Origin of the sequence: Novosphingobium lindaniclasticum LE124, from assembly GCF_000445125.1 — a bacterium.
GTDB classification, from domain to species: domain Bacteria; phylum Pseudomonadota; class Alphaproteobacteria; order Sphingomonadales; family Sphingomonadaceae; genus Novosphingobium; species Novosphingobium lindaniclasticum.
This window is the reverse complement of the sequence record NZ_ATHL01000141.1, coordinates 1-23,606: the sequence shown is the minus strand read 5'-3', so window position 1 is coordinate 23,606 and position 23,606 is coordinate 1. Positions and strand designations below refer to the sequence as shown.

The 23,606-nt window shown below is 61.9% G+C and carries 21 protein-coding genes and 6 pseudogenes; 8 read left to right on the top strand and 19 right to left on the bottom strand.

The genetic code is table 11. The features are described 5' to 3' along the window. Window positions 1-450 (top strand): annotated as a pseudogene (locus tag L284_RS0124940) (hypothetical protein); the annotation flags it as partial. 143 nt (window positions 451-593) lie between these two features. Here the strand turns inward: L284_RS0124940 and L284_RS48105 are convergent. Further along, window positions 594-1,384 (bottom strand): annotated as a pseudogene (locus tag L284_RS48105) (IS5 family transposase). A gap of 783 nt (window positions 1,385-2,167) precedes the next feature. Between L284_RS48105 and L284_RS44350 the strand changes: the two are divergent. Then, a complete protein-coding gene (locus tag L284_RS44350) occupies window positions 2,168-3,817 on the top strand; it encodes a Na/Pi cotransporter family protein (RefSeq protein ID WP_031343089.1) in 1,650 nt (549 codons plus the stop codon). Between the two features lie 213 nt (window positions 3,818-4,030). Here L284_RS44350 and L284_RS44345 read toward each other — a convergent pair. After that, a pseudogene (locus tag L284_RS44345) lies at window positions 4,031-4,852 on the bottom strand (IS110 family RNA-guided transposase); the annotation flags it as partial. Between the two features lie 39 nt (window positions 4,853-4,891). On the opposite strand from L284_RS44345, the gene L284_RS44335 reads away from it, so the two are divergent. After that, window positions 4,892-6,063, top strand: a protein-coding gene (locus tag L284_RS44335; RefSeq protein ID WP_152524766.1) for an IS3 family transposase whose coding sequence is annotated in 2 segments (ribosomal slippage) — window positions 4,892-5,156 and window positions 5,156-6,063 — 1,173 coding nt in all. Because the reading frame shifts where the segments join, the coding sequence is not laid out codon by codon here. Between the two features lie 120 nt (window positions 6,064-6,183). On the opposite strand, the pseudogene L284_RS44330 reads toward L284_RS44335, so the two are convergent. The 8 genes and pseudogenes from L284_RS44330 to L284_RS44300 form a co-directional block, all read right to left on the bottom strand. Continuing rightward, a pseudogene (locus L284_RS44330) lies at window positions 6,184-6,986 on the bottom strand (acetyl-CoA C-acyltransferase); the annotation flags it as partial. A gap of 324 nt (window positions 6,987-7,310) precedes the next feature. Beyond that, window positions 7,311-8,027 (bottom strand): SDR family NAD(P)-dependent oxidoreductase, encoded by a 717-nt coding sequence (locus L284_RS47700; protein ID WP_407635857.1) that lies wholly within the window; start codon window positions 8,025-8,027, stop codon window positions 7,311-7,313. A gap of 219 nt (window positions 8,028-8,246) precedes the next feature. After that, complete coding sequence (locus tag L284_RS44325) at window positions 8,247-9,377, bottom strand: acyl-CoA dehydrogenase family protein (RefSeq protein WP_021235857.1); 1,131 nt, start codon at window positions 9,375-9,377, stop codon at window positions 8,247-8,249. Window positions 9,378-10,765: 1,388 nt separating this feature from the next. Then, the gene (locus L284_RS44315; RefSeq protein ID WP_021235855.1) at window positions 10,766-11,686 is read right to left on the bottom strand and encodes an NmrA family NAD(P)-binding protein; all 921 of its coding nucleotides are present in this window, start codon (window positions 11,684-11,686) and stop codon (window positions 10,766-10,768) included. Window positions 11,687-11,731: 45 nt separating this feature from the next. Further along, window positions 11,732-11,893, bottom strand: coding sequence for a transposase (locus L284_RS49045; protein WP_021235854.1), 162 nt, complete (start codon window positions 11,891-11,893; stop codon window positions 11,732-11,734). A 22-nt stretch (window positions 11,894-11,915) separates the two neighbouring features. After that, window positions 11,916-12,497, bottom strand: a complete 582-nt coding sequence (locus L284_RS48565) for an IS5/IS1182 family transposase (protein WP_021235853.1) — start codon at window positions 12,495-12,497, stop codon at window positions 11,916-11,918. 263 nt (window positions 12,498-12,760) lie between these two features. Then, on the bottom strand, window positions 12,761-12,940 hold the full coding sequence (locus L284_RS44305) for a hypothetical protein (protein ID WP_021235852.1): 180 nt from the start codon (window positions 12,938-12,940) through the stop codon (window positions 12,761-12,763). A 177-nt stretch (window positions 12,941-13,117) separates the two neighbouring features. Beyond that, entirely contained in the window at window positions 13,118-14,188 is a 1,071-nt protein-coding gene (locus L284_RS44300) for an alkene reductase (RefSeq protein ID WP_021235851.1), read from the bottom strand. Window positions 14,189-14,284: 96 nt separating this feature from the next. Between L284_RS44300 and L284_RS44295 the strand changes: the two genes are divergently transcribed. The 4 genes from L284_RS44295 to L284_RS44285 all read left to right on the top strand — a co-directional run bounded on the left by L284_RS44295 (window position 14,285) and on the right by L284_RS44285 (window position 16,596). After that, the gene (locus L284_RS44295) at window positions 14,285-15,160 is read left to right on the top strand and encodes a LysR family transcriptional regulator (protein WP_021235849.1); all 876 of its coding nucleotides are present in this window, start codon (window positions 14,285-14,287) and stop codon (window positions 15,158-15,160) included. Window positions 15,161-15,302: 142 nt separating this feature from the next. Then, entirely contained in the window at window positions 15,303-15,518 is a 216-nt protein-coding gene (locus tag L284_RS48560) for an alpha/beta fold hydrolase (RefSeq protein WP_200861683.1), read from the top strand. Between the two features lie 168 nt (window positions 15,519-15,686). Beyond that, a complete protein-coding gene (locus L284_RS48555) occupies window positions 15,687-16,211 on the top strand; it encodes an alpha/beta fold hydrolase (RefSeq protein WP_021235846.1) in 525 nt (174 codons plus the stop codon). Beyond that, window positions 16,201-16,596, top strand: coding sequence for an ester cyclase (locus tag L284_RS44285; protein ID WP_031343085.1), 396 nt, complete (start codon window positions 16,201-16,203; stop codon window positions 16,594-16,596). Before L284_RS48555 ends, L284_RS44285 begins: the two co-directional genes overlap by 11 nt. A gap of 30 nt (window positions 16,597-16,626) precedes the next feature. Here the strand turns inward: L284_RS44285 and L284_RS44280 are convergent, their stop codons facing one another. The 5 genes from L284_RS44280 to L284_RS44260 are packed head-to-tail and all read right to left on the bottom strand — an operon-like array spanning window position 16,627 to window position 20,053. Then, complete coding sequence (locus tag L284_RS44280) at window positions 16,627-17,613, bottom strand: aldo/keto reductase (RefSeq protein ID WP_031343083.1); 987 nt, start codon at window positions 17,611-17,613, stop codon at window positions 16,627-16,629. Between the two features lie 34 nt (window positions 17,614-17,647). After that, the gene (locus L284_RS44275; protein ID WP_021235843.1) at window positions 17,648-18,415 is read right to left on the bottom strand and encodes an SDR family oxidoreductase; all 768 of its coding nucleotides are present in this window, start codon (window positions 18,413-18,415) and stop codon (window positions 17,648-17,650) included. Between the two features lie 3 nt (window positions 18,416-18,418). Next, window positions 18,419-19,309 carry an aldo/keto reductase gene (locus tag L284_RS44270; RefSeq protein WP_021235842.1) on the bottom strand — a complete coding sequence of 297 codons (891 nt, stop codon included), beginning with the start codon at window positions 19,307-19,309 and terminating at the stop codon, window positions 18,419-18,421. Continuing rightward, entirely contained in the window at window positions 19,306-19,563 is a 258-nt protein-coding gene (locus L284_RS44265) for a tautomerase family protein (RefSeq protein ID WP_031343081.1), read from the bottom strand. Before L284_RS44265 ends, L284_RS44270 begins: the two co-directional genes overlap by 4 nt. 4 nt (window positions 19,564-19,567) lie before the next feature. After that, complete coding sequence (locus L284_RS44260; RefSeq protein ID WP_021235840.1) at window positions 19,568-20,053, bottom strand: (R)-mandelonitrile lyase; 486 nt, start codon at window positions 20,051-20,053, stop codon at window positions 19,568-19,570. A 135-nt stretch (window positions 20,054-20,188) separates the two neighbouring features. Between L284_RS44260 and L284_RS44255 the strand changes: the two genes are divergently transcribed. Then, on the top strand, window positions 20,189-21,121 hold the full coding sequence (locus tag L284_RS44255) for a LysR family transcriptional regulator (protein ID WP_031343078.1): 933 nt from the start codon (window positions 20,189-20,191) through the stop codon (window positions 21,119-21,121). A gap of 30 nt (window positions 21,122-21,151) precedes the next feature. Here L284_RS44255 and L284_RS47685 read toward each other — a convergent pair. The 4 genes and pseudogenes from L284_RS47685 to istB form a co-directional block, all read right to left on the bottom strand. Then, window positions 21,152-21,728, bottom strand: a pseudogene (locus tag L284_RS47685) (IS701 family transposase); the annotation flags it as partial. A 127-nt stretch (window positions 21,729-21,855) separates the two neighbouring features. After that, window positions 21,856-22,446: pseudogene (locus tag L284_RS44245) on the bottom strand (IS66 family transposase); the annotation flags it as partial. Window positions 22,447-22,478: 32 nt separating this feature from the next. Then, the gene (locus tag L284_RS44240; RefSeq protein ID WP_200861682.1) at window positions 22,479-22,637 is read right to left on the bottom strand and encodes a transposase; all 159 of its coding nucleotides are present in this window, start codon (window positions 22,635-22,637) and stop codon (window positions 22,479-22,481) included. A gap of 220 nt (window positions 22,638-22,857) precedes the next feature. After that, on the bottom strand, window positions 22,858-23,606 hold a 749-nt coding region (gene istB / locus L284_RS44235), incomplete at its 5' end, for an IS21-like element helper ATPase IstB (protein ID WP_021235652.1).

The window sequence follows — 23,606 nt, the reverse complement described above, 5'->3', positions numbered from 1 at the left end:
GAGCATCTTGTGAACATGGCAGCCGATGGTGATGGCACGCGGGGTCTGGTCGACAAGCTGTTGGAACTGGAGGCGCAGGAAGACGCCATACGGGCGCGAATGAGCGAGGCGCCTTATATTGCCCCGGACATCCATCCGAACATTGCCAAGTTCTACCACAAGAAAGTTGCGCGCCTATCCGAGGCGCTTCATCACCACTCGGAACGAGACGAGGCGGCATGCGCCATTCGCGGTCTGATTGAGCGCGTCACGCTATTTCCCGGAGCCAAACCTGGCGAGATGAGTGCCACGCTTCACGGTGAGTTCGGGGCTATCATGGAATGGGCGTCGCAGCACGAAACCGCCGGAAACAACGGCAGATCTGGATCTGTTGCTACGCCGTTGTCGGTATCGGTGGTTGCGGGGGCTCGCAACCACCGATACCGACAAACGTTGGAGGTGAAAATTTGAAGCGTCCCCACCCCCTTTCTGAAGCTCAGAATCTGATTCCATGACCATAGGTGACCGCAGGCTTCTATTTCCGCAGAAGTCGATCACGGCCGGTCGATCATATGAGATTCGATGAAAGTCCCGGTCATCACTGAAGCTGCCGATTAGGTTTCGTGGACAAAGGGTATCCATTGTAGGGCTGAGACGAGATTGACGAAGCCGAGGTAGGACTCTTTGGTTTTGTCGTATCGAGTTGCGATACGCCGCCAGTTCTTGAGTTTGTTGAAGAGGCGTTCGACAAGATTGCGCCAACGGTATTTTTCGCAATCGTGTGGGATTGGATCGCGCCGATTGCTTTCGGCGGGAATGACAGCCTCAACGTCAGCATTGGCCAATTCCTCGCGGATGGCATCTGCATCGTAGCCCTTGTCCGCCAACAATGCCTCGATCTTATTAGCAATCAAACGGAACAGCGGGCCAAAGCCTTGGATATCGTGGCTCTGGCCCGGCGTCAGGACAAAGCCGAGCGGTCGGCCTTTGGCATCGCAGCGGGCGTGGAGCTTTGTGCTGAATCCGCCTCGCGATCGGCCAAGCGCCTCGGTTTCCTGAGTCCCTTTTTTATGCCGACGGCACAATGATGTGCTCGGACCACGGTGCTGTCGATCATGTCCGCAGTGGCATCACGAGCCACCATTTCGCCCAGTGTCTCGAGCATCGCCTCGAACACCCCGGTCGTAACCCAGCGCCGGTAGCGGCGGAAAACGCTGTTCCACTTGCCATATTCATCCGGCAAGTGGCGCCATTGCGAACCTGTGCGGGCGATCCACATCATGCCTTCGAAATACAGCCGGTTGTCCTGTGCTGGACGACAGCCACGACCACGCTCAGATGGCAGTAGTGTGCCGATGATCCCCCACTCGTCCTCCGTCAGCCCAATACGCTCGCCCAACGCCACCTCCAAAAGGCAGCCTTGAATCAACGCCCGATCCTGCTGTCAACCTTTGTCCACGAAACCTAGTTCTACGGAGCGGTTTGTCGGCAATGCTCATTCATCCGACCATGCCGGCGCCGCGCCTCAAGGTTGCCATCGACGGTGCGTCCGGATCGGTCAGAGAGATTTTGCTTGTCAGGGACCTCTTCGACCTAGGCGTTGCATCTGGCGCCGTAGGCCGGCGAACTTCTCCCGGATATTGTCGGCCTGCATCCCCGGGACATCGCTCTTCTTTCGGTGGTCCGGGTCATGCGTGGCAAGGTGGCGCTCGCTGAGCAATCTGGTGCACTCCCGGCTTATTCCAGGGCGGCGCTATGACAGCGTCGGGGTGGCGCAGCTGCTCGACGGCATCGCTTTTGACGAGCTGATCCCGCGAGGCGCTCGAAGGCGATGCGCTACTCAAATTCAACGAACAGGCTGCTCGTGTCGCTATCTCCCGGCATGCCTTCAGCGCACAGAAGCACACTGCCCGCTATCGCGCGAAGCAGATCGCAAAGGCGCTGTCCCCTATCCACCGAAAATCCGCTGCACATTGATCCAACGTGGATCGTGGTTTCAAGGCCGTCTCTCTGGTCTGCACGACGGCCACGAAATCGCGTGACCAGCACGGCTGGTAACAACAGCCGTCTCACTATGGCGATCTTGTGACAGAAGGATGTGGACAGGAGATGTCCAAGGGACCATCTGCGAATGGGTGCGAGAGGACATTAACGACCTCTGCTTCATGATGAGGACTGACCGACGAACATCACGCTGACCCTTCTCGACCTGGCCGGCACTGTCGCTCTGCTGCTGTGGGGCGTCCACATGGTCCAGACCGGCGTGCAGCGGGCGCTGGGCGCGAGGCTCCGGTCATTCCTGGCGCACAGCCTCCACAACCGCCTCAGTGCCTTCTTCGCCGGGCTTGGCGTCACCGCGCTGCTCCAGAGCAGCACCGCCACCGGGCTGATGGTGACGGGCTTCGGCGCCGAAGGGCTGGTTTCGTTGACCCAGGGCCTCGCGATCATGCTCGGCGCCAATGTCGGCACGACGCTGATCGTCCAGCCGCTTTCCTTCGACGTCTCGCTGGTCGCGCCGATCCTCGTCCTCGCGGGCTATTTCCTGTTCCGCCGCGCGCGGGCCGGCACGCGGGATTTCGGCCGCGTGTTCATCGGCTTGGGACTGATCCTGTTCGCGCTCCACCAGTTCCTTGCCCTGCTCGGTCCCATCACCGCCAATCCGCTCACGCGCGCGTTTCTTGAGGCGCTGTCCACCCATATCGTGTTCATCATGCTGATCGGCGTCGCGCTCGCCTGGGCGGCCCATTCGAGCGTGGCGATCGTCCTGCTCGCCATGTCGCTCGCCACCAATGGCGTGCTCACCGTAGCCGGCGGCATCGCCCTGGCGCTCGGCGCCAATGTCGGCACGGCGCTCAATCCAGTAGTGGAAGGCGGCGGGAACGACCCTGCCACGCGACGACTTCCCCTCGGCAATCTGCTGGCGAGGATAGGCGGAGCGTTGGCGATCCTCGCGGTCTATCCGTGGATCACGCCGTTCGTCACCGGCATCGAAAGCGCTCCAGCACGCGCCATCGCCGATTTCCACCTCGGCTTCAATCTCGTGCTGGCGCTGCTGCTTTTCCCCTTGCTCAAGCCCTACAGCCGTCTGCTTGAACGGTTGCTGCCGTCGCATCCGCAGGACGAAAGCCCGGATGCGCCACGCTATCTTCAGCTGGTCGCGGCCGGTGCGCCGGTCGCCGTGGCGCTGGCCGGCGCCACGCGCGAGGCGTTGCGCCTCTCCGACGTGCTGGAGGAAATGCTTGCCGGGCTGCACGACGCGCTCGCCAATCCGAGCCGGCGACAGATAAAGGAGACCCGTGCTCTAGACGACCGGCTTGACCGGCTCAACCGGGCCATCAAGGAAAACCTGCTGGCGATCGACACTGGCCGGCTTGACGAACTCACCAACGAAAAGCTCGCTCGAATCCTGACCTTCTCGATCAATCTTGAGCAGGCCGGCGACCTGATCGACCGGGGCCTGCTCGGCATCGCCAGCCGCCGGATCAAGCGCGGCGTGGCTTTCTCCAGGGAAGGCAACGCCGATCTCGTCGCACAGGTCGATCGGCTTCGCGAGACGCTGCACAATTCAACTGCCGTGTTCCTGAGCGGCGACATCGCGGCAGCACGCGCGCTCGTATCGGAAAAAGACGTGTTCCGGTGCCTGGAGGAAGATGCGACGGCGGCGCATTTTGACCGGCTGCGTTCGGGAAATGTCGAGACGGTTGAGACCAGCGCGCTTCACCTCGATGCGCTGCGTGACCTCAAGCGGGTCAGCAGCCATCTTATCGAGGCATCCGCCTATCCAATCCTCAAGAAGCGCGGTGACCTCCTGCCGACCAGGCTGAGGACGGTGGAATAGCGAGATAGGCAAGCAAGAGCTGCGTTATTGGTCCCATGCGATTTACAGCCTTTCCGCTGAGGAATGATCGTGCCAAAGCCGACAACGGGTTCGATAATCTTTCGACTGAGCTAGAAACGACATCCGAGAATGTCAAACGGCCCGCAAACGCGACCCCATATCGGCGTCGGAGAGGGCCCCCTTTTCGAGATTGAGCGGAGGGTTTTGGTGACGGCCTGCAGATCGTTCGCTAGGCACGAGGCCCAGATAGCTCATGAGCTGCCTGGGATTCTCGAAGCGCATCACGTAGCCGAGCTCCGCAGCGAAGGTGACGGGGACGATCAGATCGACACCACGAAGGGCCTGTAGGCTGCGTACGAGGGGTTCGAGAGACCAGCCTGGCAGGAACTCTTCGATCGCCGCTTCGATGCGTTTGATCCGCTCGCTGGCCAGCCGCAGCGCATCGATCACCTCCTGAAGGGCGATCTGGTGAGCCGGATGGTCGAACCGCTGTTCCTGCAGCCATCGCAGATATCGCATCGACCACGTCTTCTTCCGTGGGAAGATCCTGCCATGCTTAAGCATGAACGACGTGATGTGCTGGCGATGGACGCGCTGCGTCTCGACAGCTGCCGAGCGGCCGCGAACCAGATCGCGCATAGCTTCATGGCTTTCGTCCGGCACCCATACCGCAGTAAGCTCAACCGCGCGCAACAGCCGAGCCAGTCCGATCGCATCCCGGCGGTTGGTCTTCACCTGATCGCCTTGACGTCGTGGAATGAGCGAGGGTGCGACGACCGTGCACTCGAAGTCCATCGACTTGATCAGACGATGAAGTCCGTATCCCGTCGGCCCTGCCTCATAGCAAAAGGTGACACTTTCGTGCTTTGCGGCAAGCCGTTTCACCAAGCGACGCATGCTCGCCTCGTCGGCGTCTAACTCGCCTAGATACCTCACTTCGCCCATGCGTCCGCCGTTGGCGACGGCTACAGCGTTGCGCAGCTTTGCAACGTCAATGCCTACAAATGCCTGAGGTGGTGCCGGTTTTTCGGACAGGGTGTTAAGCTACTCCCGACCTGATGGATTGGTACGGGAATGAAGACGACAAGGAAGCGCTACAGCGAGGATTTCAAGGCGAAGGTGGCGCTAGAGGCGATCCGGGGCGACCTGACGCTAGCGGAGTTGGCTGCCAAGCATGGCGTGCACCATACGATGATCGCATCGTGGAAGCGGCAGGCCATCGAGGGAATGGCGAGCACCTTTTCCGGAGCCGGTGATGTAGCCAAGGCTGTCAGCGAGAGCGAGGTCGAGAAGCTGCACGCCAAGATCGGGCAACTGGTCGTGGAGCGGGATTTTTTAGCGAAAGCCTTCGGTCGATGAGCGTGGACCGGAGGCGGGCGATGGTCGAACCTGCTCACCATCGCCTGTCAATCTCGGCGCAGTGTCGCCTGCTGCGGATCAGCCGCTCGTCCTATTACTATGCGCCGGCGCCGGAGACCAATGAAACGCTGGCACTGATGACGGTGATCGACGCGACGTTCCTGGACTGCCCGTGGTATGGCAGCCGCCAGATGGCGCGGCACCTGCGGCGTGCCGGACACGAGATCGGTCGCCGTCGGGCACGGCGGTTGATGGCGAAGATGGGCCTGACGCCGATCTACCAGCGTCCCCGCACGAGCGATCCGCATCCGCAGCACCGGGTCTACCCGTATCTGCTGCGCAAGCTGGCGATCGAGCGGCCCAACCACGTCTGGTGCGCCGACGTGACGTACATCCCCATGCGCCGGGGCTTCCTCTATCTGGTAGCGGTCATGGATTGGGCGACCCGGAAGGTCCTGGCCTGGCGGTTGTCGAACACCATGGATGCCGGCTTCTGCGTCGCGGCGCTGGAAGAGGCTCTGGCCCGGTTCGGCAAGCCGGAAATCTTCAACACCGATCAGGGTAGCCAGTTCACCAGCTTCGCCTTCACCAGCGTGCTGCGCGAGGCCGAGGTCCGCATCAGCATGGATGGTCGGGGACGGTGGATGGACAACGTCTTCATCGAGCGGCTTTGGCGCTCCCTGAAGTACGAATGCGTCTACCTCCATGCCTTTGAGACCGGTTCGGAGCTGAAGGTTGGTCTTGGTCGGTGGATCACCTATTACAACACCCAGCGTCCGCACTCGAGCCTTGCCGGCAGAACGCCGGTTGAGGCCTATCGGCGAAACGGGCAATCAGATCATGGGGGGCATGCCCCCCATGATCTGATGATCAAGCAGGCGGCATGAACGACAACCGGGATTAGCTTAACTCAGCCGCCAAACTGTCCAGCAAGGCGGGACCACCTCAGCCTCTCTCTGCTCGACCGCCCTCGCCACCACAGTGTAAGCGTAGGGTCGCCCTCAGTCGCTCAGCGGACATACGGTCTTACGCTTCAGCGCCGCCTCGCTCACAATCATCGCAGCGCTCGCGCCGTCGGTCATCTGACTCGCATTCGCAGCGGTGATCGACCCGCCTTTCTCAAGCTCCTTGACGGCAGCCATCGCCTCCATAGTGCCGCCGCGACGCACGCCGTCGTCGGTGTCGAATACACCTTGCGGCGTAACGACCGGGATGATCTCCGCCTTGAACGCGCCGCTGTCGATCGCGGCGGCCGCCTTTACATGGCTTCCCAGCGCGTATGTGTCCATGTCCTCACGGGTGAAGTCATATTTATCGGCGATCATCTGTGCGCCATGGAACTGACTAAACTCAGTCACGCCGTAGCGATTCTGGATGCTCTTGGGCCAAGGGCCAACACCGATGCCAGCGGACCCATGCAGTTGAAAGTTCGATCCCATTGGCACGCGAGTCATGCTCTCGGCGCCGGCGGCGATGACGACGTCCTGGGTGCCTGACATGATCGCCTGGGCGGCAAAGTGTATGGCCTGCTGCGAAGAGTCGCACTGCCGGTCAATCGTTACAGCCGGCACGCTGTCAGGTAGTTTCGATACAAGAACGAGATTGCGGCCCAATGCGAACGCCTGCTCGCCGGCCTGGCTGACGCACCCGACAATCACGTCGTCGATCGCCGCGGGATCGATCCCGATTCGATCAACCAGCGCATTAAGTACCGTGGCGCCGAGATCGGCTGGGTGAATATCGATAAGTCCCCTTTACGGGCGCATCCCCCTGCGGTGCGAACGGCTTCCACGATATAGGCGTTTGCCATGCATCAAGCTCCTCTGAATTTCGCTGTTTTCCTCGGATATGATGGGCGGCGATGTCTTCCCTGACTTTGGAAGTGCCGGCGCCGGCGGGCCGTTGACCTAGGTCAGCAGCGGCCTCGGCATTTTGGTGAACCGCATCACTGCCGAGCCGAGACCGGTGATCAACTCGCCAAGCACCTCTTCCGGTCGATCCTAGGTCGATGACATGCTCCCGGTGCCGCGAATGCCAAAACAGCTTACCCTTGCCGCTAATCCCGAGGGGGTAGCCGGAGGGATCGATTTGATAGTTGATGGCCCCACGACGCAGTGCTTTCGCAAGAGCGGGTTCAACCGAGTTGCGGAAATCCCCACAATCGAGGGCAGTCCGGGCGCCGTATCCACCGATTACGAGCACGATACCATTCCCCCTGAGAGAATCCCCATCGTGGCGCCATTGGTATAGGACCGTCCAAACGAATCACTTCACCGTTCAGCATGGGATTCCGCACAATCGCTTCGACCAGCTGCCCATATTCTTCAGGGCGGCCGAGGCGGCTTGGATGGGGACCTGTGTGCCGAGCGTGTCTGAACCTGCTGTGGGGGGACTTCAACATTGGCGTCAGAAAGATGCCCGGGGCAACCATTATCTCGCGGATCTTATGTTGCGCCAGATCACGCGCGACTGGCAGCGTCATGCCGGCGACTCCGCTATTGGAGGTGGCAAAAGCCGCCTGCCCGATCTGGCCATCGAAAGCCACGACCGACGACGTGTTGACAATCACCCCACGTTCTCCCTTTATCTCTGTTGTAGCTACGGCGCGCGCGGCAACTTTGGAAATGACGTCGAATGTGCCTATTAGGTTGACCTCGATCGTCTTGCGGTACGTCTCGAGCGAATGGGGGATGTTGTTGTTACCTACGGTTTTAGCCCCAGGCGCAACTCCCGCGCAGTTGACCAGGATGCGCGCCACGCCATGAGCTTCCTCAGCCTTGTCGAGTGCGATATCGACACTCGCGTCATCGGCTACGTCGCCGCTTATGAACTTGCAACCCAAGTCCGCCACGATTGCCTTGCCGGACGCGTCATCTAGATCGAGGATCGTAACTTTTGCACCATTTCACGCGAGCATTCGCGACCGCTGCGGTACTATCGATGTTCACCGCTTCATTCCTTTCATACCGAACGACCGACACTCCGGAATCAACGCCTGCGGTGCGATCTCGCACATCAGAACCCAACGCGTGTAGAACCTAGCGGTGATTCAATCGCTATACATTGCTAACTACAAGCTGCGCGCGATCAGCTCCTTCATGATTTCGTTGGTGCCAGCATAGATCTTCTGTACGCGGGCGTCGGCCCATGCGTGAGCTATGGGATATTCGGCCATGTAACCGTAGCCGCCGAAGAGTTGCAGGCATTCGTCGATGACTTCGCATTGTTTCTGTGTGGTCCACCATTTGGCGATGGCGCCGTCCGTCGCAGAAAATTCGCCGTTTGCATGATCGTTAATGCAATTGTCGAGATAAATGCGTGCTACGGTCGTATGGGACTTTGCCTCAGCAAGTTTGAACCGCGTATTTTGGAAATCGAACACTGCCTGTCCGAAGGCGCGACGCTCCTTTGTGTAGGCGATAGTGAGATCGACGGCAGCCTCCATGGCCCCTACTGCCTGAACGGCCATCAAGAGGCGCTCCTGCGGCAGTTGCTGCATCATGTACGGTAGGCCGCGGCCCTGCTCACCCAGCAAGTTGCTGGCAGGAACGCGACAATCGTCAAAAAACAGTTCGGCCGTGTCGCTCGCTTTGAACCCAATTTTCTCGAGATTGCGACCTCGCCGAAACCCCTCTAGTTCTTCGGTCTCTACGACGATAAGCGAGAGACCGCTATGGGTTCCTGGCGGCTCGGTTTGGCACGCGACGATGATGATATCGGCGAGATGGCCATTGGTGATGAAGGTCTTGGCACCGCTTATTACCCACTCGTCGCCATACCGTTTCGCGGAGGTGCGGATCCCCCGGAGGTCCGATCCTCCTTCCGGTTCGGTCATAGCCATGGCCCCAACCTTTTCGCCAGCGGCCATCGCTGGCAGCCAACGATCCTTTTGTGCGTTGGTGCCATAATGGGCGATATATGGGGCAACAATACCGCTGTGTATTGGCACGCCGAAGTCGGGAAAACCGGCCCGAGCCAGTTCTTCGATAAAAACGACCTCGTGCCGGATATCGCCGCCAGCGCCCCAAGGTTCTGGAATCCCACACAGAAGAAGGCCCGCCTCTCCTGCCTTTCTCCAGAGTTCGCGATCGACGCAGCGCTGCTCGCGAAAGCGGGAGAGGTGGGGCACAACCTCCGACTTAATGAAGCGGTTGGCGCTGCGGCGGAAGATCGCAAGCTCCTCAGAAATTTCACTAGCCATCAAGTTTTTCTCTCTCGCTCACGCGATCGCTCCCGTGGGAGCCAAACACGAAAAAGTGAAGCGCACACTGCGGCATTACTGAAAGCGTTGACCTGTTATCAAGATCGCCGTCTCGAGGCGCATCATCGGGCGTGTGAGCGCGACTGAAACTGCCGAACGGTTCTTGTTCATACGACATGCGCCCTTCGATCTGGCGGCAACTCCGCAATCATAAGCGTTCAGCAGCATGTCTACCCAATCTGCCCGCGACGAGATCAAAATGGAGCCATGGCCTAGCGCAACAACCATACTCAACAAGACGGTGACCATGATATCCCCTCTGCAGCACCACCTATCAATCGGCGTCTTTACCGCTAAAGACTATATACTTCGATATCGAAGTCATTTCAAGGAGGAGGGTCACTGCCCCTTATCATTTTAAGTCGGGAGACCCCTGGGAAAATGGCTACATCGCAAGATTCAGTGCCTGCCTTCGCAATGACCTGCTCAACGGTGAGATTTTCTGCAGCTGTTGTTGTTGCCCCCTTAAGGTCTGACAGGTCCTCATGGGTTGAGCGGTCGATAAATTCGCGCGGTGATTTGTAGCCGAGAGCCCGGTGCGGATGCACGCGATGTTCGAGTGGTTGCCCGGATCGGGCGTGCGGGCCGACGAATCTCCAGCATGCAGGGCGCCGCGTCGTCCGACGATCCTCGCACGCTGGTTTTGGTGCGGCTCCGTTGTGTGCGGTCGCAGCATTTTTTGTGAGCAATTCGACGCCGGCGTCCTGGCTCGATATGGCCGACGCACTCAGCGGCTTGAGACAATTGTCCACCATCTCGGGCTGGAGCTCGGCGGCAAGCTTGGATCCGAAGTTGGCAATCGCGTGATGATGCCCGTGAGCAAAGACGCTCTACTGCGAGTAGTTCTGTGGCGTGCCTTCGATCGGCATGACGAGCTCCATGTCATAGGCATTGATGACTTCGGTTTTCTGCAAGGCCAGACATATGGTACGATTGTTTAAGACCTCGCGCGCCGGAAGCCGGTCAGGTTGTCGCCGGATCGGGCACTGGAAACGTCGCGAGCCTGGCTTGCCAAGCGTCCGTCAATATCGATTGTCGCCTGAGACCGGGGCGGTGGCTATGGGGAAGCGATTGCAAGAGGATTGCCTGTTGCCAATCAAGTTGCCGATCGTTGACACCTCCTGGAAAAACTTCAGCCGAGCGTTTCAGGATGCCGTCACCAAATCCATGCGCCAGATCAGGCAGGCTTGTCGCGCGACAAACAGGATGAGAGAGCGTGGAGTAACGGTCCCGGCATTAGCTGGGAGCAGTTTAGATGAGGCAACTGGACGTCGGCGCATTTGCGTGGCGCTCGTCACGCGGCCACTCTTGTCCCGCGTAATTTTCTCTCAAAGCCCTTCCTGACGGATGTAATCGCGGACGGGCTGGGGTTTGATCCATGGATAGCGGTGGTTCGCGATCGCGTGAAGCTTGCCCTTGCCCGACAGCATGCCGCGCCAGTACATCAGCGGCAGCCAGCCATACACATTCTGCGGTTCAGCCTGCCTGCGCTGCTCGATCTCGCGATCGAGATCGGCAAGGCTTCCCTTCTTCACGACACTGATGGCCTTGCCCGAGACCTCTTCATAGGCCCTCACCAGTTCGTGGAATGTCAGCGTATCGCCGGCGACCTCGAACGCACTGGGAACCTGCCCCTCGTCGAGCGCCACCTCAGCCGTGAACCGCGCGGTGTCCTCATAGGTCGTGAAGTCCATTGCGGTCTGGCCGTCTCCCCAAAGGAAAGCCTGTCCCGTGTCGAGATCGAATGCCCCGAGAAAGCCGAACAGGACGCGCCGATCGAGAAACGCGCCGATGTTGATGTGAATTACCTCGACCGCGCCGCGAGCCTTTTCCGCCTCACGGGCGAAGGCGCGGCGGTCGTCGGTGTTGATATTCTCGCCGTCGCCGAGGCCGAAGATGTTGTAGGAGAAGCTGGACGGGATGAAGCGACGGACCTTTGCCCGGCTGGCCGCATCGAGCAGCCGCAACTGGTCACCGACGACCACTTCAGGACCGCCCTGAATGGCGGAAACCACCGACAACGCGCCGTTCAGCGCCGTCGCGAGCTTTTCGCCTCGCGTCTCGTCATCGAGATCGATCTCCACGATCTCGACGCCCTTCTCCCGCAGAGCCGCCAGCTTTCCGGCGCTCGCCGGGCGTACCAGAGCCCGCAGCCGCACCTCCGGCTTGTCCAGCAAAGCGTGAGCGATCAGCGAGCCCAGATTGCCCGTTGCGCCTGCCAGGACGACGATCTTGCTTGTTTCAGTCATGACAATCCTTCTGCTCAAAGCGGGCTACCCGACCGCATCAACCTATCATGCTGGAACGGAGAGAATGTTCATCGTGCGCTTGAGGTTCTCGGCAATGGCGGTGAGGCGCACTTGGACGGCGGCTTTGGCGAGACCTCGCCATCGCATGCGGCGCAGGCCGTAGCATCGCTTCCATGTCCCGAAGATCTTCTCGATGCGGGCGCGCACGCGATGGATCGGTTGATTCCATTCATGGTGCTTGGAGCGTTTCAGCTTCGTCGCGACCCCACATGCCGGTGGCGACGATCCGGGGAATGCCGCCCTTTGCCAGCACGGCATCACAAAAGTGATTGCCGCGATAGGCGCTGTCGGCAAACACCTCGCCGGGATTGTCGGGCAAGGCACCGGGGCCTGCCTTGCCGTCATTGATATTGGCGGAGGTGACGGAGACTTCCTCAACCAACGCGGTGTCGGCATCGGCGCCCACGTGAGCCTTAAAGCCGTGAACAGCCCGTTTTCTTTTGTGCTTTACCCAGCGCGCATCATCATCGTCTTCACTGGCCGGGGCAATGATGGTGGCATCGACCAGTGTCCTGGTCTTGACCGTCACCGCCTTGGCCTTGAGCTGCATGGTCACGGTTTCAAACAACGATCGGTCAAGTTGGTGCGCGACCAGCAGTCGGCGAAATCTGACAAACGCGGTACGCTCTGGCGTCGCCTCATTCGCGGAAAACCCACAGAAGCGGCGAAAAGAGGCCCGGTCGTCCAAGGCCTCAGCCACCTTCACATCGGACAGATCATACCAGATCGACAACAGGAGCGCTTTGAACATTGCCAGGCGGGCTCACCTTTGGAGGCCGGATAAAGCGGATCAAGAAGAGCCGCGACCGCGTGCCAATCAATCAGCGATACCAGCGTATCGAGCGATGACGTCGTGCGCTTGGACCCTGAAAACCCAAATCGCTCCTGACCAATCGAACGCTGCACCACGGCCGCTCTCCTGCTTGGAGAGCCCATAGAAACAGCAATTGGCATGCCTGTCTACGCCCAACCGCGCACAGGTCTCATAAGCGGGTTGACCATGCGAATGATCGCTTAACGACCCGACGGGAGCACGAAGCTGTACTTGGCTTCGGGCAGCTTGCTGATTTCCAGCGTGATGGCACGAGCGGCGCCTGCAATGGCGGCGCATGCGTTGGTATGGCCCTGATCGACATAGGCGATGTCGACAGTGGCGCTGGCCGGTGTCGCATGCAGCGCGAGCAGATGGGCCATAGTTGGCAGGGAGCCATGCTGTGGGATTTCCCCAGATCTCGCATCGCCATGCAGGCTTGACGACCGGGATCTATTTTGGCCGAAGGGGGCCGGAACATCCCGCGGCTTTGTCTTCGCCCTCGAGGCACCCGTTCCTCCCGGTGGGAAATGGCTGCCGTGTCCGCCCCGGTCAGAGGATCAGGCGCGATCCTCCGCCAATGCGTCATAGTCGGTATAGCCCTGCGCGCCACCGCCATAGAACGTGGCGGGATCGGCCTCGTTCAAGTGCGCGTCGCGGCGGATGCGCTCGACGAAGTCGGGGTTTGCCAGGATCCCTTGGCCATAAGCCTCCAGGTCGGCGACGCCGGCTTCGATGTCTGCACCGATCCGGTCACGCGGCCTACCGGGACGGTTCAGGACCAGCGCATGGTTCCAGAGCCTGCGAATGTCCGCCAGCAGCTTCTCGTCTCCTAGATGCATCAGGTGGACATAGGCAAGGCCTAGCCTGTCTAGTTCGGCGACCAGATAATGGTAAAGGGCGGGTCCCTCCGGTCCCTCGTCGATGCCCGACATGGTGTTGCCGGGCGAAAAGCGGATCGCGGTCCTCTCCGCGCCTATTTCCGCCGCGACGGCCTTCACCACCTCTATAGCGAAGCGCGCCCTGTTTTCCAGGCTGCCGCCATACTCATCGGTCCGGACATTGGCGCTGGGCGCTAGGAATTGCTGGACCAGATAGCCGTTCGCGCCATGCACCTCCACGCCGTCCGCGCCCGCCTCTATCGCACTGCGCGCCGCGTGACGGAATTCGTCGATCAACGCGATCACTTCCTGGGTGGAAAGGGCGCGGGGAGCGGGGATGTCCTGCATGCCCGTGGCCGTGAACATCGGAACGCCCGGCGCGATGGCGGACGGCGCGACCGCCTGCCCCCCGTCCCGCTTGTTGTCGGGATGGGAAATGCGGCCGACATGCATCAGCTGAATGAAGATCCGGCCCCCCTTTTCATGGACCCCGGACGTGACCTTGCGCCAGCCCTCCACATGGGCGGAGGTGTAGATGCCGGGCGTCGTCAGATAGCCTTGTCCGCCATCGGACGGCTGCGTGCCTTCGCTGACGATCAGACCGACCGATGCGCGCTGCGCATAGTACTCGGCGGCCAGCGGGCCGGGCGTACCGTCCGGCTGCGCCCGCGACCGGGTCATGGGCGCCATGACGATCCTGTTGCGGACCTCGATTCCGCCGACTTGCCCTGGGGTGAAGATATCCGCCATTCTGTTGCTCCTTTTCCTTGCGCAGGATATCGCATTGCTCATCGTCGTGGACAAGGAACCGCTGATGGAAAACATTGTTCATCTAGTGGAGCAATCATGGACTACCTGAACGACATGGCTCTTTTCGTTGAAGTAGTGAAGGCGCAAAGCTTCCGCAGGGCCGCGCAGGGGTTGGGTATGCCAAATTCCACCCTGTCGCGCCGCGTCGCCCTGCTTGAACAAGGCATCGGCCTGCGCCTCATGAACCGGACGACCCGCAAGATCGAGCTGACCGAGGGGGGGCGCCTCTATTATGAGCGCTGCCGCAGGATCGTGGACGAGGCGCGCATCGCTCACGAGGAACTTGGCGATATGGTGGCCCGGCCCGTGGGCCTGCTGCGGGTATCCCTGCCCGTCGATTTCGCGACCAGCTATCTGGCCGCGCCCATCCATGAATTCGCGACGCTCAATCCCGGGATCAGCTTCGACCTGGACCTGACGCCCAGAAATGTCGATTTGGTGCGCGAACCCTTCGACCTTGCCATCCGCATGGCCTCGCCGGAAAATCCGTCCCTCATCAGCCGGGTCATCGCGCGCCTTCCGTCGGAATGCTACGCGTCGCCCGGCTATATCGAACGGCATGGCGAACCGGCCCATCCCGACGATTTGGCATCCCATCGGTGCCTGTCCATGTCCACCATGCCCCATTGGGCGCTGGAATCGGGCGGCCAGACGGCCAGGCCGGCGATTACGAGCCATTACCGCATGAACAGCATGGCCATGATCCGGCAGATGGCGCTGCTGGGCGTCGGGGTGGCACTGTTGTCGGAACGACTGGTGGCGGACGACCTGGCTCATGGGCGGCTGCGGCGGGTTCTGCCCCAATGGGCCGGCGCGGCGCGCCCCATTTATGCCGTTACCGAAACCCGCCTGCTGCCAGCGAAGACGCAGCGTTTCATCGAATTCCTGAAGAAGCGGTTGCAGCACGCTTGATGGGCGGTGCCGGTTCGGCCGCGCTCGGCTACCTCGCGGCTGCCGTGAATTTACTCTACGTAGGCAAGCGTGAATACTTGATCGAGAAAAAGTCCGAAAGTGCCTGCGCGAGTAACGCGCCATTGAGGTGATGACGCAGCATATGAAGAAAACCATCGACACCGATCTTTTGCGGGTAGCCTATCTGGAGGACGGTCCATCCGGCGGTTGGCCGGTTATCCTCATCCATGGCTATCCCTATGACGTTCATGCCTTCGATGCCGATGCGCAAATCCTTGCGAATGTGGGCGCGAGAGTGCTCCGACCCTATGTCCGTGGGTACGGGCCAACGCGCTTTTTGTCTGGCGAGACGAGGTGAAACGGGCAGCAAGCTGCGCGCGCGCTCGATCTGATCCAGTTCTCAAACGCTCTTGGACTGACCAGGCCGATTTTCGGAGGCTTCGATTGGGGCGGCAACGCGTGCTGCGCGGCCGCCGCCCTGTGGCCCCGGGAGGTCGGCGGGCTCATCTCCTATGCCGGCTATGACGTGATCGACGTCAAGCAGCAGAGATCTCCTCTCGGTGTCACGCTCGAACGCGTGTGCTGGTATCAGCACCTCTTCCAGACGGAGCGTGGGCGATCCTGCCTGGAGAACAACCGCGCCGATCTCGGCCGCACGCTATGGCGCGAATGGTCTCCCGATTGGGAGTTTGATGAGGCCATCTTCGAAAGGACGGCCGCGGCATTCGACAATCCGGATTTCGTGGATGTCGTGATCAGCGCTTACCGCTTCATGCACGGCAACGAACGCGGCGATCCGCTGCTGCAATCGCTGGAGGACCGCCTGGCAGAGCGTCCTCCCATAACCGTTCCGGCGATCACCATCGACGGGACCGCCGATCCGCTAAAGCCCGGGGGGACAGCGGATCACGCCGCGTTGTTCGCCGGCCCACACGAGCACTGGACCCTGTCTGTCGGGCACAATGTCCCGCAGGAAGCGCCGGGCGAGTTTGCTAAGGCGGCGTTGAAGGTCCGAAGCTGGCAACATGGCGGGAAAGCCGATGACGCATGATGATCTGTTGAGCGCCTATCGCGCGTACCTTGAGTGCCTAAGCGCTCGACAGCTCGATCGTGTGGGTCAGTTCGTCCATGAGGACGTAGAATATGGCGGGGAGAAAATCGAGCTGTCTGGCTATCGCAAGATGCTGGAGCGGGATTTTCGCGAGGTTCCGGATGTCCGCTTCAACATTGAGCGTGTGGCCGTCGCAGCCCGCTTGGCCTTCGACTGCACCCCCGTGGGCCGCTTTCTGGGACTGGAGGTAAACGGCCGCCGCGTGTCGTTCTGCGAGAACGTATTCTATGAATATGAGGACGGTAAAATCCGACGCGTGTGTTCGATCATCGACAAGGCCGCGATTGAAGCGCAATTGGGCGATCGCCCCGGTCCGGTTCCCTAAGGGGATCGAACCAGACCGGCGCCCGTACGGTCACCACGCATAGGCCATCGGAGCCTCACCGCCGGGTCCGGGCCAGATCTCGTCCAGCCGGCGCAGCGTCTCTTCATCGAGCACGAGGTCGAGCGCCGCGAGGGTGTCCCGCAGTTGCTCGGGTGTGCGCGGGCCGCTGATCGCGGCCGTCACCACGGGATTGTGGAGGAGCCATGCAAGCGCGACATGCGCGGGCGGCACGCCGATCTCGGCGCACAACGCCTCGTAGGCCTCGACCTGCGGCCGCAGCTTCTTAAGCTGCTCCGCCAGCCTGGGGGAGGCGCGGCGGCCCTCCTCGTGCTTTGCCAACGCGCCGGCAAGCAGACCCTGTCCGACCGGGCTCCACGGGATCAGGCCGATGCCAAACGCGCGCAGCGCGGGCACGACCTCCAGCTCGATCGTGCGCTGGGTCAGATTGTAGAGGCTCTGCTCCGACACGAGCCCGAGAAGATTGCGCTGCTTCGCCTCATACTGGGCCTGCACAACGTTCCACGCGGCGAAGTTGCTGCTGCCGACATAGGTGATCTTCCCCTCGCGGATGAGCTGCTCCATCGCCTGCCACACCTCGTCCCAGGGCGTGGCGGGGTCGACGTGGTGCATCTGGTATAGGTCGATGTGGTCGGTCCCGAGCCGCTTCAGGCTCGCCTCGCACGCGCGGCGGATATGGTAGGCCGACAGGTACTTGTCGTTCGGCCCGGTCTCCATCGGCTGGTAGACCTTGGTCGCCAGCACAATCCGGTCCCTCTTGCCGCTCTGCTTCAACCAGCGGCCGATGATCTCCTCGGAGACGCCATAGCCCTTCTCCATGTCGGGCTTCTGCGGACCGCCATAGACGTCGGCCGTGTCGAAGTGGTTGATGCCGGCGTCGACCGCCTCGTCCATGATCCGGAACGAGATCGCCTCGTCGCTGAGCTCGCCGAAGTTCATGGTGCCGAGGATGATGGGGCTGATCCGCAGACCGGTCCGCCCGAGATGCGTATACGCCATGGTGCTGCTCCAGCTCTTGTAAGGGCGGTGCGGATCAGCGCGCGACATAGCCACCGTCGACCGCCAGCGCGTGACCGACGACGAAGCTCGCGCCCGGGCTGCACAGCCAGAGGACGGCGGCGGCGACTTCCTCCGCCTGGCCGAGCCGCCTGATCGGCACGTCGCGCATCATGTCCTCAATGACGCCGGCCTCGGCCTTCTTCATGTCGGCGACCATCGGGGTGTCGATGATGCCGGGCGCGACGACGTTGATGCGGATGCCGTGAGGCGCATATTCCAGCGCGGCGCTCTTGGTGGCGCCGTGGATGCCGTGCTTGGCGGCATGATAGGCCGCACGGCCCGGCACGCCGACGAAGCCCCCGAGCGACGAGCAGTTGACGATCGCGCCCGAGCCCTGCGCTTTCATCTGCGCGAGCTGGTACTTCATGCAGGCGAAGACGCCGCGCAGGTTGATGGCGAGCATGCGATCGTAATCGGCCATCGGTACGTCGGCGAGGTCGGTCGCGTCGCTCTGGATGCCGGCATTGTTGAACGCCATGTCGAGGCGTCCGAACTCGGCGATGGTGCGCTCCACTCCTGCCTTGACCTGCGCCTCGTCCGACACGTCGCAAGTGACGGCGATCGCCTGCGCGCCCCTCGCGTCCAGCAAAGCGACCGCATCGGCGACTGCGGCGCCGTTGGCGTCGACAAGCGCCACCGCCGCGCCGGCGGCGGCGAAGGCCCGAGCGGTCGCGAGCCCCATGCCGGAACCAGCACCGGTGACGAACGCGACCTGGCCGGCATAATCATAGACCGGGTTCATGGCTCAGCCCTCGCGAGCGGCCGGCTCGACCTGCCGCTTCTTGCCGAACACGGGAAACCTGCTCGCCTCGCCATAGTCGGTGCTGTCCTGGGCGCTTCGCAGCAGCGCCATGTCTTCATCGGAGATGGTGAAGTCGACTGTAGCGTTGTCGCGCATGTGGGCCGGGTTGAGCGTCTTGGGCAGCGGCAGCAGGCCGAGCTGGAGGCAGTAGCGGATGCAGAGCTGCGGCACGCTGACGCCATACCGGCCCGCCATCTCGACGAGGCGCGTGTCCTTCAGCACCGCACCATGGGCGACCGGCGAATAGGCCTGGACGACGATGCCTTTCGACTGCGCATAGTCGATCAGGTCGAACGGCGTGTTGCCGACATGCGCCAGCACCTGGTCGACCATCGGCGCGACGCTGCCCTTTTCGATCAGATTGTCGAGATCGGCGCGCTCGAAATTGGACACGCCGATCGCGCGCAGCTTGCCGGCCTGATACGCCTCCTCGAGCGCGCGCCAGGCTTCCAGGTTGCCCTCTAAGTAGCGATCGCCCTCGCGGAACTCGGCCCAGGGCTGCGGGCTGTGGATGAGCATGAGGTCGATGTGATCGAGGCCCAGCGCCTTCAGCGAGCCGTCGATCCGCTCCCTGGCATCGGCGTAGCTCTTGCTTTCGGCGACGAGCTTGGTGGTGACGAATATCTGGTCGCGCGCCACGCCGCTCGCGCGCAGGCCATCGCCGACGCCGCGCTCGTTCTCATAGGCCTGCGCGGTATCGATGTTGCGATAGCCGACACCGATCGCGTCGCGCACGGCGCGGGCGGCGGCGTCATCGGGGATCATCCAGGTGCCGAAGCCGAGCTTCGGGATGGCGACGCCGTTCGACAGGGTCGCGGTCTCGTTCAGGATCATGATGATGCCTTTCCTTGGCTGGCGGCGCGCGGGCCGTAGCCCGGCCGCTTGGTGAGCGTGTCCCAGCGACCCTCGATGTCGGGCCCGTAGACGTGGTCCTGCCAGTCGCCCGCCGCGACCTCCTCGAAGCCGACCGAGACGGACTCGTCGCCATAATGGAGGATTGCGGTCACATCGCGGACGATGGCGTGCGAGAGCGCCTGCTTCTGCGCGTCGGACTTGCCGGGCCAGAGCTTCACGACAACGTGCGGCACGGGCTCATTCCTTGCCGAGCGGGGCGTTGTACTGCTCGTCCGTCACCTTCTCCATCCAGGTGACGTTCTTGCCGTCGATTGCCTCCTGGATCGCGACGTGGGTCATGCCCTCGTGCGGCGTCGCGCCATGCCAGTGCTTGTGCTCGGACGGGCACCACAGGATGTCGCCGGCGTGGAACTCGAGCTTGGGTCCGCCCTCCACCTGCGTCCAGCCGACACCCTCGGTGACGATCAGCGTCTGGCCCGCGGGATGGGTGTGCCAGGCGGTGCGGGCGCCGGGCTCGAAGTGGACGATCGCCCCCGTCACGCGCGAGGGGGCCTCGCGCTGGAACTGGCCCGTGATCGTGGCCTTGCCCGTGAAATATTCCTCCGGCCCGTCAACGGTCTTCATGTCTGCCTTGCGGGTGATGTCCATGTTCCTTCCTTCCTGTGCTGAGACGGCGGCGGGCAGCGCCGCGAGAGCGGCGATCGAGATCAGAACGTTCAGCATGTCGTCGCCTTTCCTTGGCGGTTCGCTTTGGAGTCAGTTCTTCCGATCCCAATTTAGCGATTGGGGCCGCTGGGATTAGCGCTCTCTCGCGCAATGAACTGATGAACGCTGCTCAACGGCATGGTAAAGGATCACATGCAACTGAGCCGGGCCGATCTTGCCGACTTCCTCTACTTTCTGGCCATCGCGAGGCATGGCAGCTTTCGTCGTGCCGCTTCGGAGATGGGGGTGACGACGTCGGCATTGAGCCACGCGATGGCGGGGCTCGAAGCACGCCGCGGCGTGCGATTGTTGAACCGGACCACCCGCAGCGTGACACTCACGGCCGCGGGAGAAGATCTGCGGGCCGCCATCGAGGGACCGTTGGAAAGCATCGGAGATGCGGCGGAGAACCTGAACCGCTATCGGGACGCCCCGACGGGAAGGATAAGGATCAACGTCCTTGAGGACGCCGCCGCGCTGCTGCTCGAGCCGGTCATGCCGCACTTCGTCGAACGTTATCCCGAGGTCGTGGTCGACATCAGCGTCAGCAACCGCATGGTGGACGTGATCGCCAGCGGGTTCGATGCGGGCATCCGCTACGGCGGTACCGTCCCCGAGGACATGATCGCGCAGCGGCTCTCGCCCGACATTCGCTGGGTTGCGGCCGCGTCACCCGCCTACCTTGCGAAACATGGCGCGCCATCGACGCCCGACGATCTGCGTCACCACCGCTGCGTCCGCATCCGGCTGGGCAACGACCAACTCTATCACTGGGAATTCGAGCGGGGCGCGGAAGCCGTGGCGGTGGACGCGCCAGGGTCCGTCATCGTGGACAACAGCCATGCCGCTGTGGGCTTCGGCCTCAACGACGTCGGCATAATCTATGGCGCCGAGCCGGTCCTGCGTCCCCACCTCGCAAGCGGCGCGCTCACGCTCGTGCTTGGCGACTGGGCGTCAATGGGCCCCGGCTTCCACCTCTATTACTCTGGACGCCGGCAGCTCCCGACGGGATTGCGCCTGCTCAAGCAACTGATTCGGGAGGTTGCCCCGCTCGACCGCCGGCAGGCATCGGCCTCTCTACTTTGATCTACGCTCGAGAGACTGGTCTGCTTGCGGATCCAACCCCAGTTCTTCCTTGAGTTGCTGATGCGCCTGTTCGCAGATCCAGCGCGCCTTGATGGCGCCGGCGAAAGCCTTGATCGGGGTGTCGCCGGGGAGATTGGAGAGATAATATTTTCGCTCACCATTCGAGCGATGCTCCCCCACCAGCCAGGCTTCCTCACCCGGCATGTGCCGGGCCCCGGCAGAGCCGATCCGCTGAGGCGCACCATCGGCAATGCGCACGCGCATGGCAGCAAAGCGGGCCGTAAGCCGTCCCTTGGTTCCCTTGCGCCAACTGACCTGATGCCACTTCGCGCTTTCGAGCATCGCGTGCGCGGCATGGACTTGACGTCGGGTACATGCCGCACGCGTGGTCGCCGCGCCCCGCTACGGGGAAGATCAGTTGCACGTCAGCCGGATAGACCTTCTGATGCCGGGGAATGCCGACAGCCCAATGCAGGCCGCGTGTACTCAGTGCCTGTCGGAACGGAGCCGACAGCCCGTAACCGGCATCGGCCAGCACACAGCCGAAGCGCACGCCGGCAGCGATGATGCGATCGACCTCCTCGATCGCGATCTCGGGCTTGGTACGATAGCGCGCGCGCATCGCTGCCAACATCGCCGTAAGCGCGCATTTCGTATGCACGCTGCTTCAGGAGGCAGTGCGGCCATCATAGTGGACGCTCGGCGAGACAGGCCACCGCGACGACGTCGGCGGGTCAGGCGCGTTTTTCGAAATTGAATGGCTGCAGGTCGTCGATATCGGCGTCGTGAGGTCGCTGGGGCAGTTCAGTGAGGACATGGCGTAGCCACGCGAGAGGCTCGACGCCGCAGGCGCGGCAAGTCAGCATCAGGCTGCAGGTGACGGCGCTCGCCCGTGCGCCGTCCACGATGTCGCAGAAAAGTCAGGATTTTCTTCCTGTTGCAAAAACCCTGATGTCGCGTTCGAGAAGATTGTTATCGATCGGCATCCTGCCGTCTTCGACGTAGCGCGTCAGGTATTCCCACTGGTTGAGGGTGTAGGATACCGCATCGCCAAGCTTGGTGTCGGGCACAACCTTGGGTGCGATGTCATCGAGCCACGCCTTGAGTGCATCCAGGACCGGGACGCTATGTTTCTGGCGGAAGCGGCGCAGGTAGCTGGCCTGCGTTCCCCCCTCACCGGGCATTTCGTCCCGCGCCTGCCTTTCGATCCGGTAGAGCTGGTCGAAGAACTTGAGCGCCTGTGCGGGCGGCCCGCCTTGTTTCTTCCTCCCCTTGAGGGCGTCGGCAAAGCGCCGTCTGGCGCGGGCCATGCAGCCCAATCCGGCAACTGCCCCGCGCTCCGCTGCCCATTCGCACTCTAGCGCTCCTGATACTTCCTAACCCATTTGCGCAGCTGGTTGGCATCGAGGCCGTGCTCCAGCGCAAGTCTCGCCACCGATATGCCCGGCTCGAGGCACGCCTCGACCAACCGTGCCTTCCCCGCCCGACCATAATAGCGCCGGCCGTTACTCGTCACCCTTACCGCCTCGAGCCCATAGGAGCCCATCGGTGCCATCTCCATGTGTCCACCTCTTCCTTGGTGGACACATCCTTCACACCTCGTCACTCAACCGAACAGGTGCGCGGAATTTCGCGCTTACACATCGCTGTTGATTGCCACTGAGATGTGACCCGGGGTTTCCATTGAGAAGTGACCCGGGTGGGTACGGGTTATGTGCTGCCGATGACCGGCAGGTTCAAGATGCTGGCTTCTCCTTTCTGGTTTTGGGCGCAGCGGTGCTGGCGCGGAAGCGGAAGCTATCGTTTCCGGTCTCCAGGATGTGGCAGTGGTGGGTAAGCCGATCGAGCAGCGCGGTTGTCATCTTGGCATCGCCGAACACGCCGGACCATTCGCTGAAGCTCAGGTTGGTGGTGATGACGACGCTGGTGCGCTCGTACAGCTTGCTGAGCAGATGGAAGAGCATGGCTCCGCCCGATGGGCTGAAGGGCAGATAACCCAGCTCGTCGAGGATGAGCAGGTCGAGACGTAGCAGGCGTTCTGCCAACTGGCCGGATCGGTTCATGGTCTTTTCCTGCTCAAGCGCATTGACCAGATCGACCGTGGAGAAGAAGCGAACCTTCTTGCGGTGATGCTCGACGGCCTGGACGCCCAGTGCCGTTGCGATATGACTCTTGCCGGTTCCAGGCCCGCCAATCAGCACGACATTGTCGGCGTTTTCCATGAAGTCGCCTTGGTGAAGCTGGCGGACGAGGGCTTCGTTGATCTCGCTGGCGGCAAAGTCGAAGCCAGCCAGATCCTTGTAGGCCGGGAAGCGGGCCGCCTTGATCTGATAGGCGATGGACCTGACCTCGCGTTCGGCCATCTCTGCCTTCAGGAGTCCAGCGAGCATCGGCACGGCAGCATCGAAGGCAGGCGCGCCCTGCTCGATCAGTTCGTCGGCGGCCTGAGCCATGCCGAACATCTTGAGGCTGCGCAGCATGACGA

Excerpts from the sequence above, each read along its gene's own strand:
- L284_RS44305 (WP_021235852.1), bottom strand. The coding sequence starts at position 12,940 with ATGGCCCATCTGCTCGCGCTGCATGCGACACCGGCCAGCGCCACTGTC.
- L284_RS44270 (WP_021235842.1), bottom strand. The coding sequence starts at position 19,309 with ATGATCCTGAACGAGACCGCGACCCTGTCGAACGGCGTCGCCATCCCG.
- L284_RS48560 (WP_200861683.1), top strand. The coding sequence starts at position 15,303 with ATGAAGAAAACCATCGACACCGATCTTTTGCGGGTAGCCTATCTGGAG.
- L284_RS44325 (WP_021235857.1), bottom strand. The coding sequence starts at position 9,377 with ATGGCTAGTGAAATTTCTGAGGAGCTTGCGATCTTCCGCCGCAGCGCC.
- L284_RS44255 (WP_031343078.1), top strand. The coding sequence starts at position 20,189 with ATGCAACTGAGCCGGGCCGATCTTGCCGACTTCCTCTACTTTCTGGCC.
- L284_RS44280 (WP_031343083.1), bottom strand. The coding sequence starts at position 17,613 with ATGGCGTATACGCATCTCGGGCGGACCGGTCTGCGGATCAGCCCCATC.
- L284_RS44295 (WP_021235849.1), top strand. The coding sequence starts at position 14,285 with ATGGACTACCTGAACGACATGGCTCTTTTCGTTGAAGTAGTGAAGGCG.
- L284_RS44285 (WP_031343085.1), top strand. The coding sequence starts at position 16,201 with ATGACGCATGATGATCTGTTGAGCGCCTATCGCGCGTACCTTGAGTGC.
- L284_RS44275 (WP_021235843.1), bottom strand. The coding sequence starts at position 18,415 with ATGAACCCGGTCTATGATTATGCCGGCCAGGTCGCGTTCGTCACCGGT.
- L284_RS44260 (WP_021235840.1), bottom strand. The coding sequence starts at position 20,053 with ATGCTGAACGTTCTGATCTCGATCGCCGCTCTCGCGGCGCTGCCCGCC.
- L284_RS44300 (WP_021235851.1), bottom strand. The coding sequence starts at position 14,188 with ATGGCGGATATCTTCACCCCAGGGCAAGTCGGCGGAATCGAGGTCCGC.
- L284_RS48565 (WP_021235853.1), bottom strand. The coding sequence starts at position 12,497 with ATGTTCAAAGCGCTCCTGTTGTCGATCTGGTATGATCTGTCCGATGTG.
- L284_RS44315 (WP_021235855.1), bottom strand. The coding sequence starts at position 11,686 with ATGACTGAAACAAGCAAGATCGTCGTCCTGGCAGGCGCAACGGGCAAT.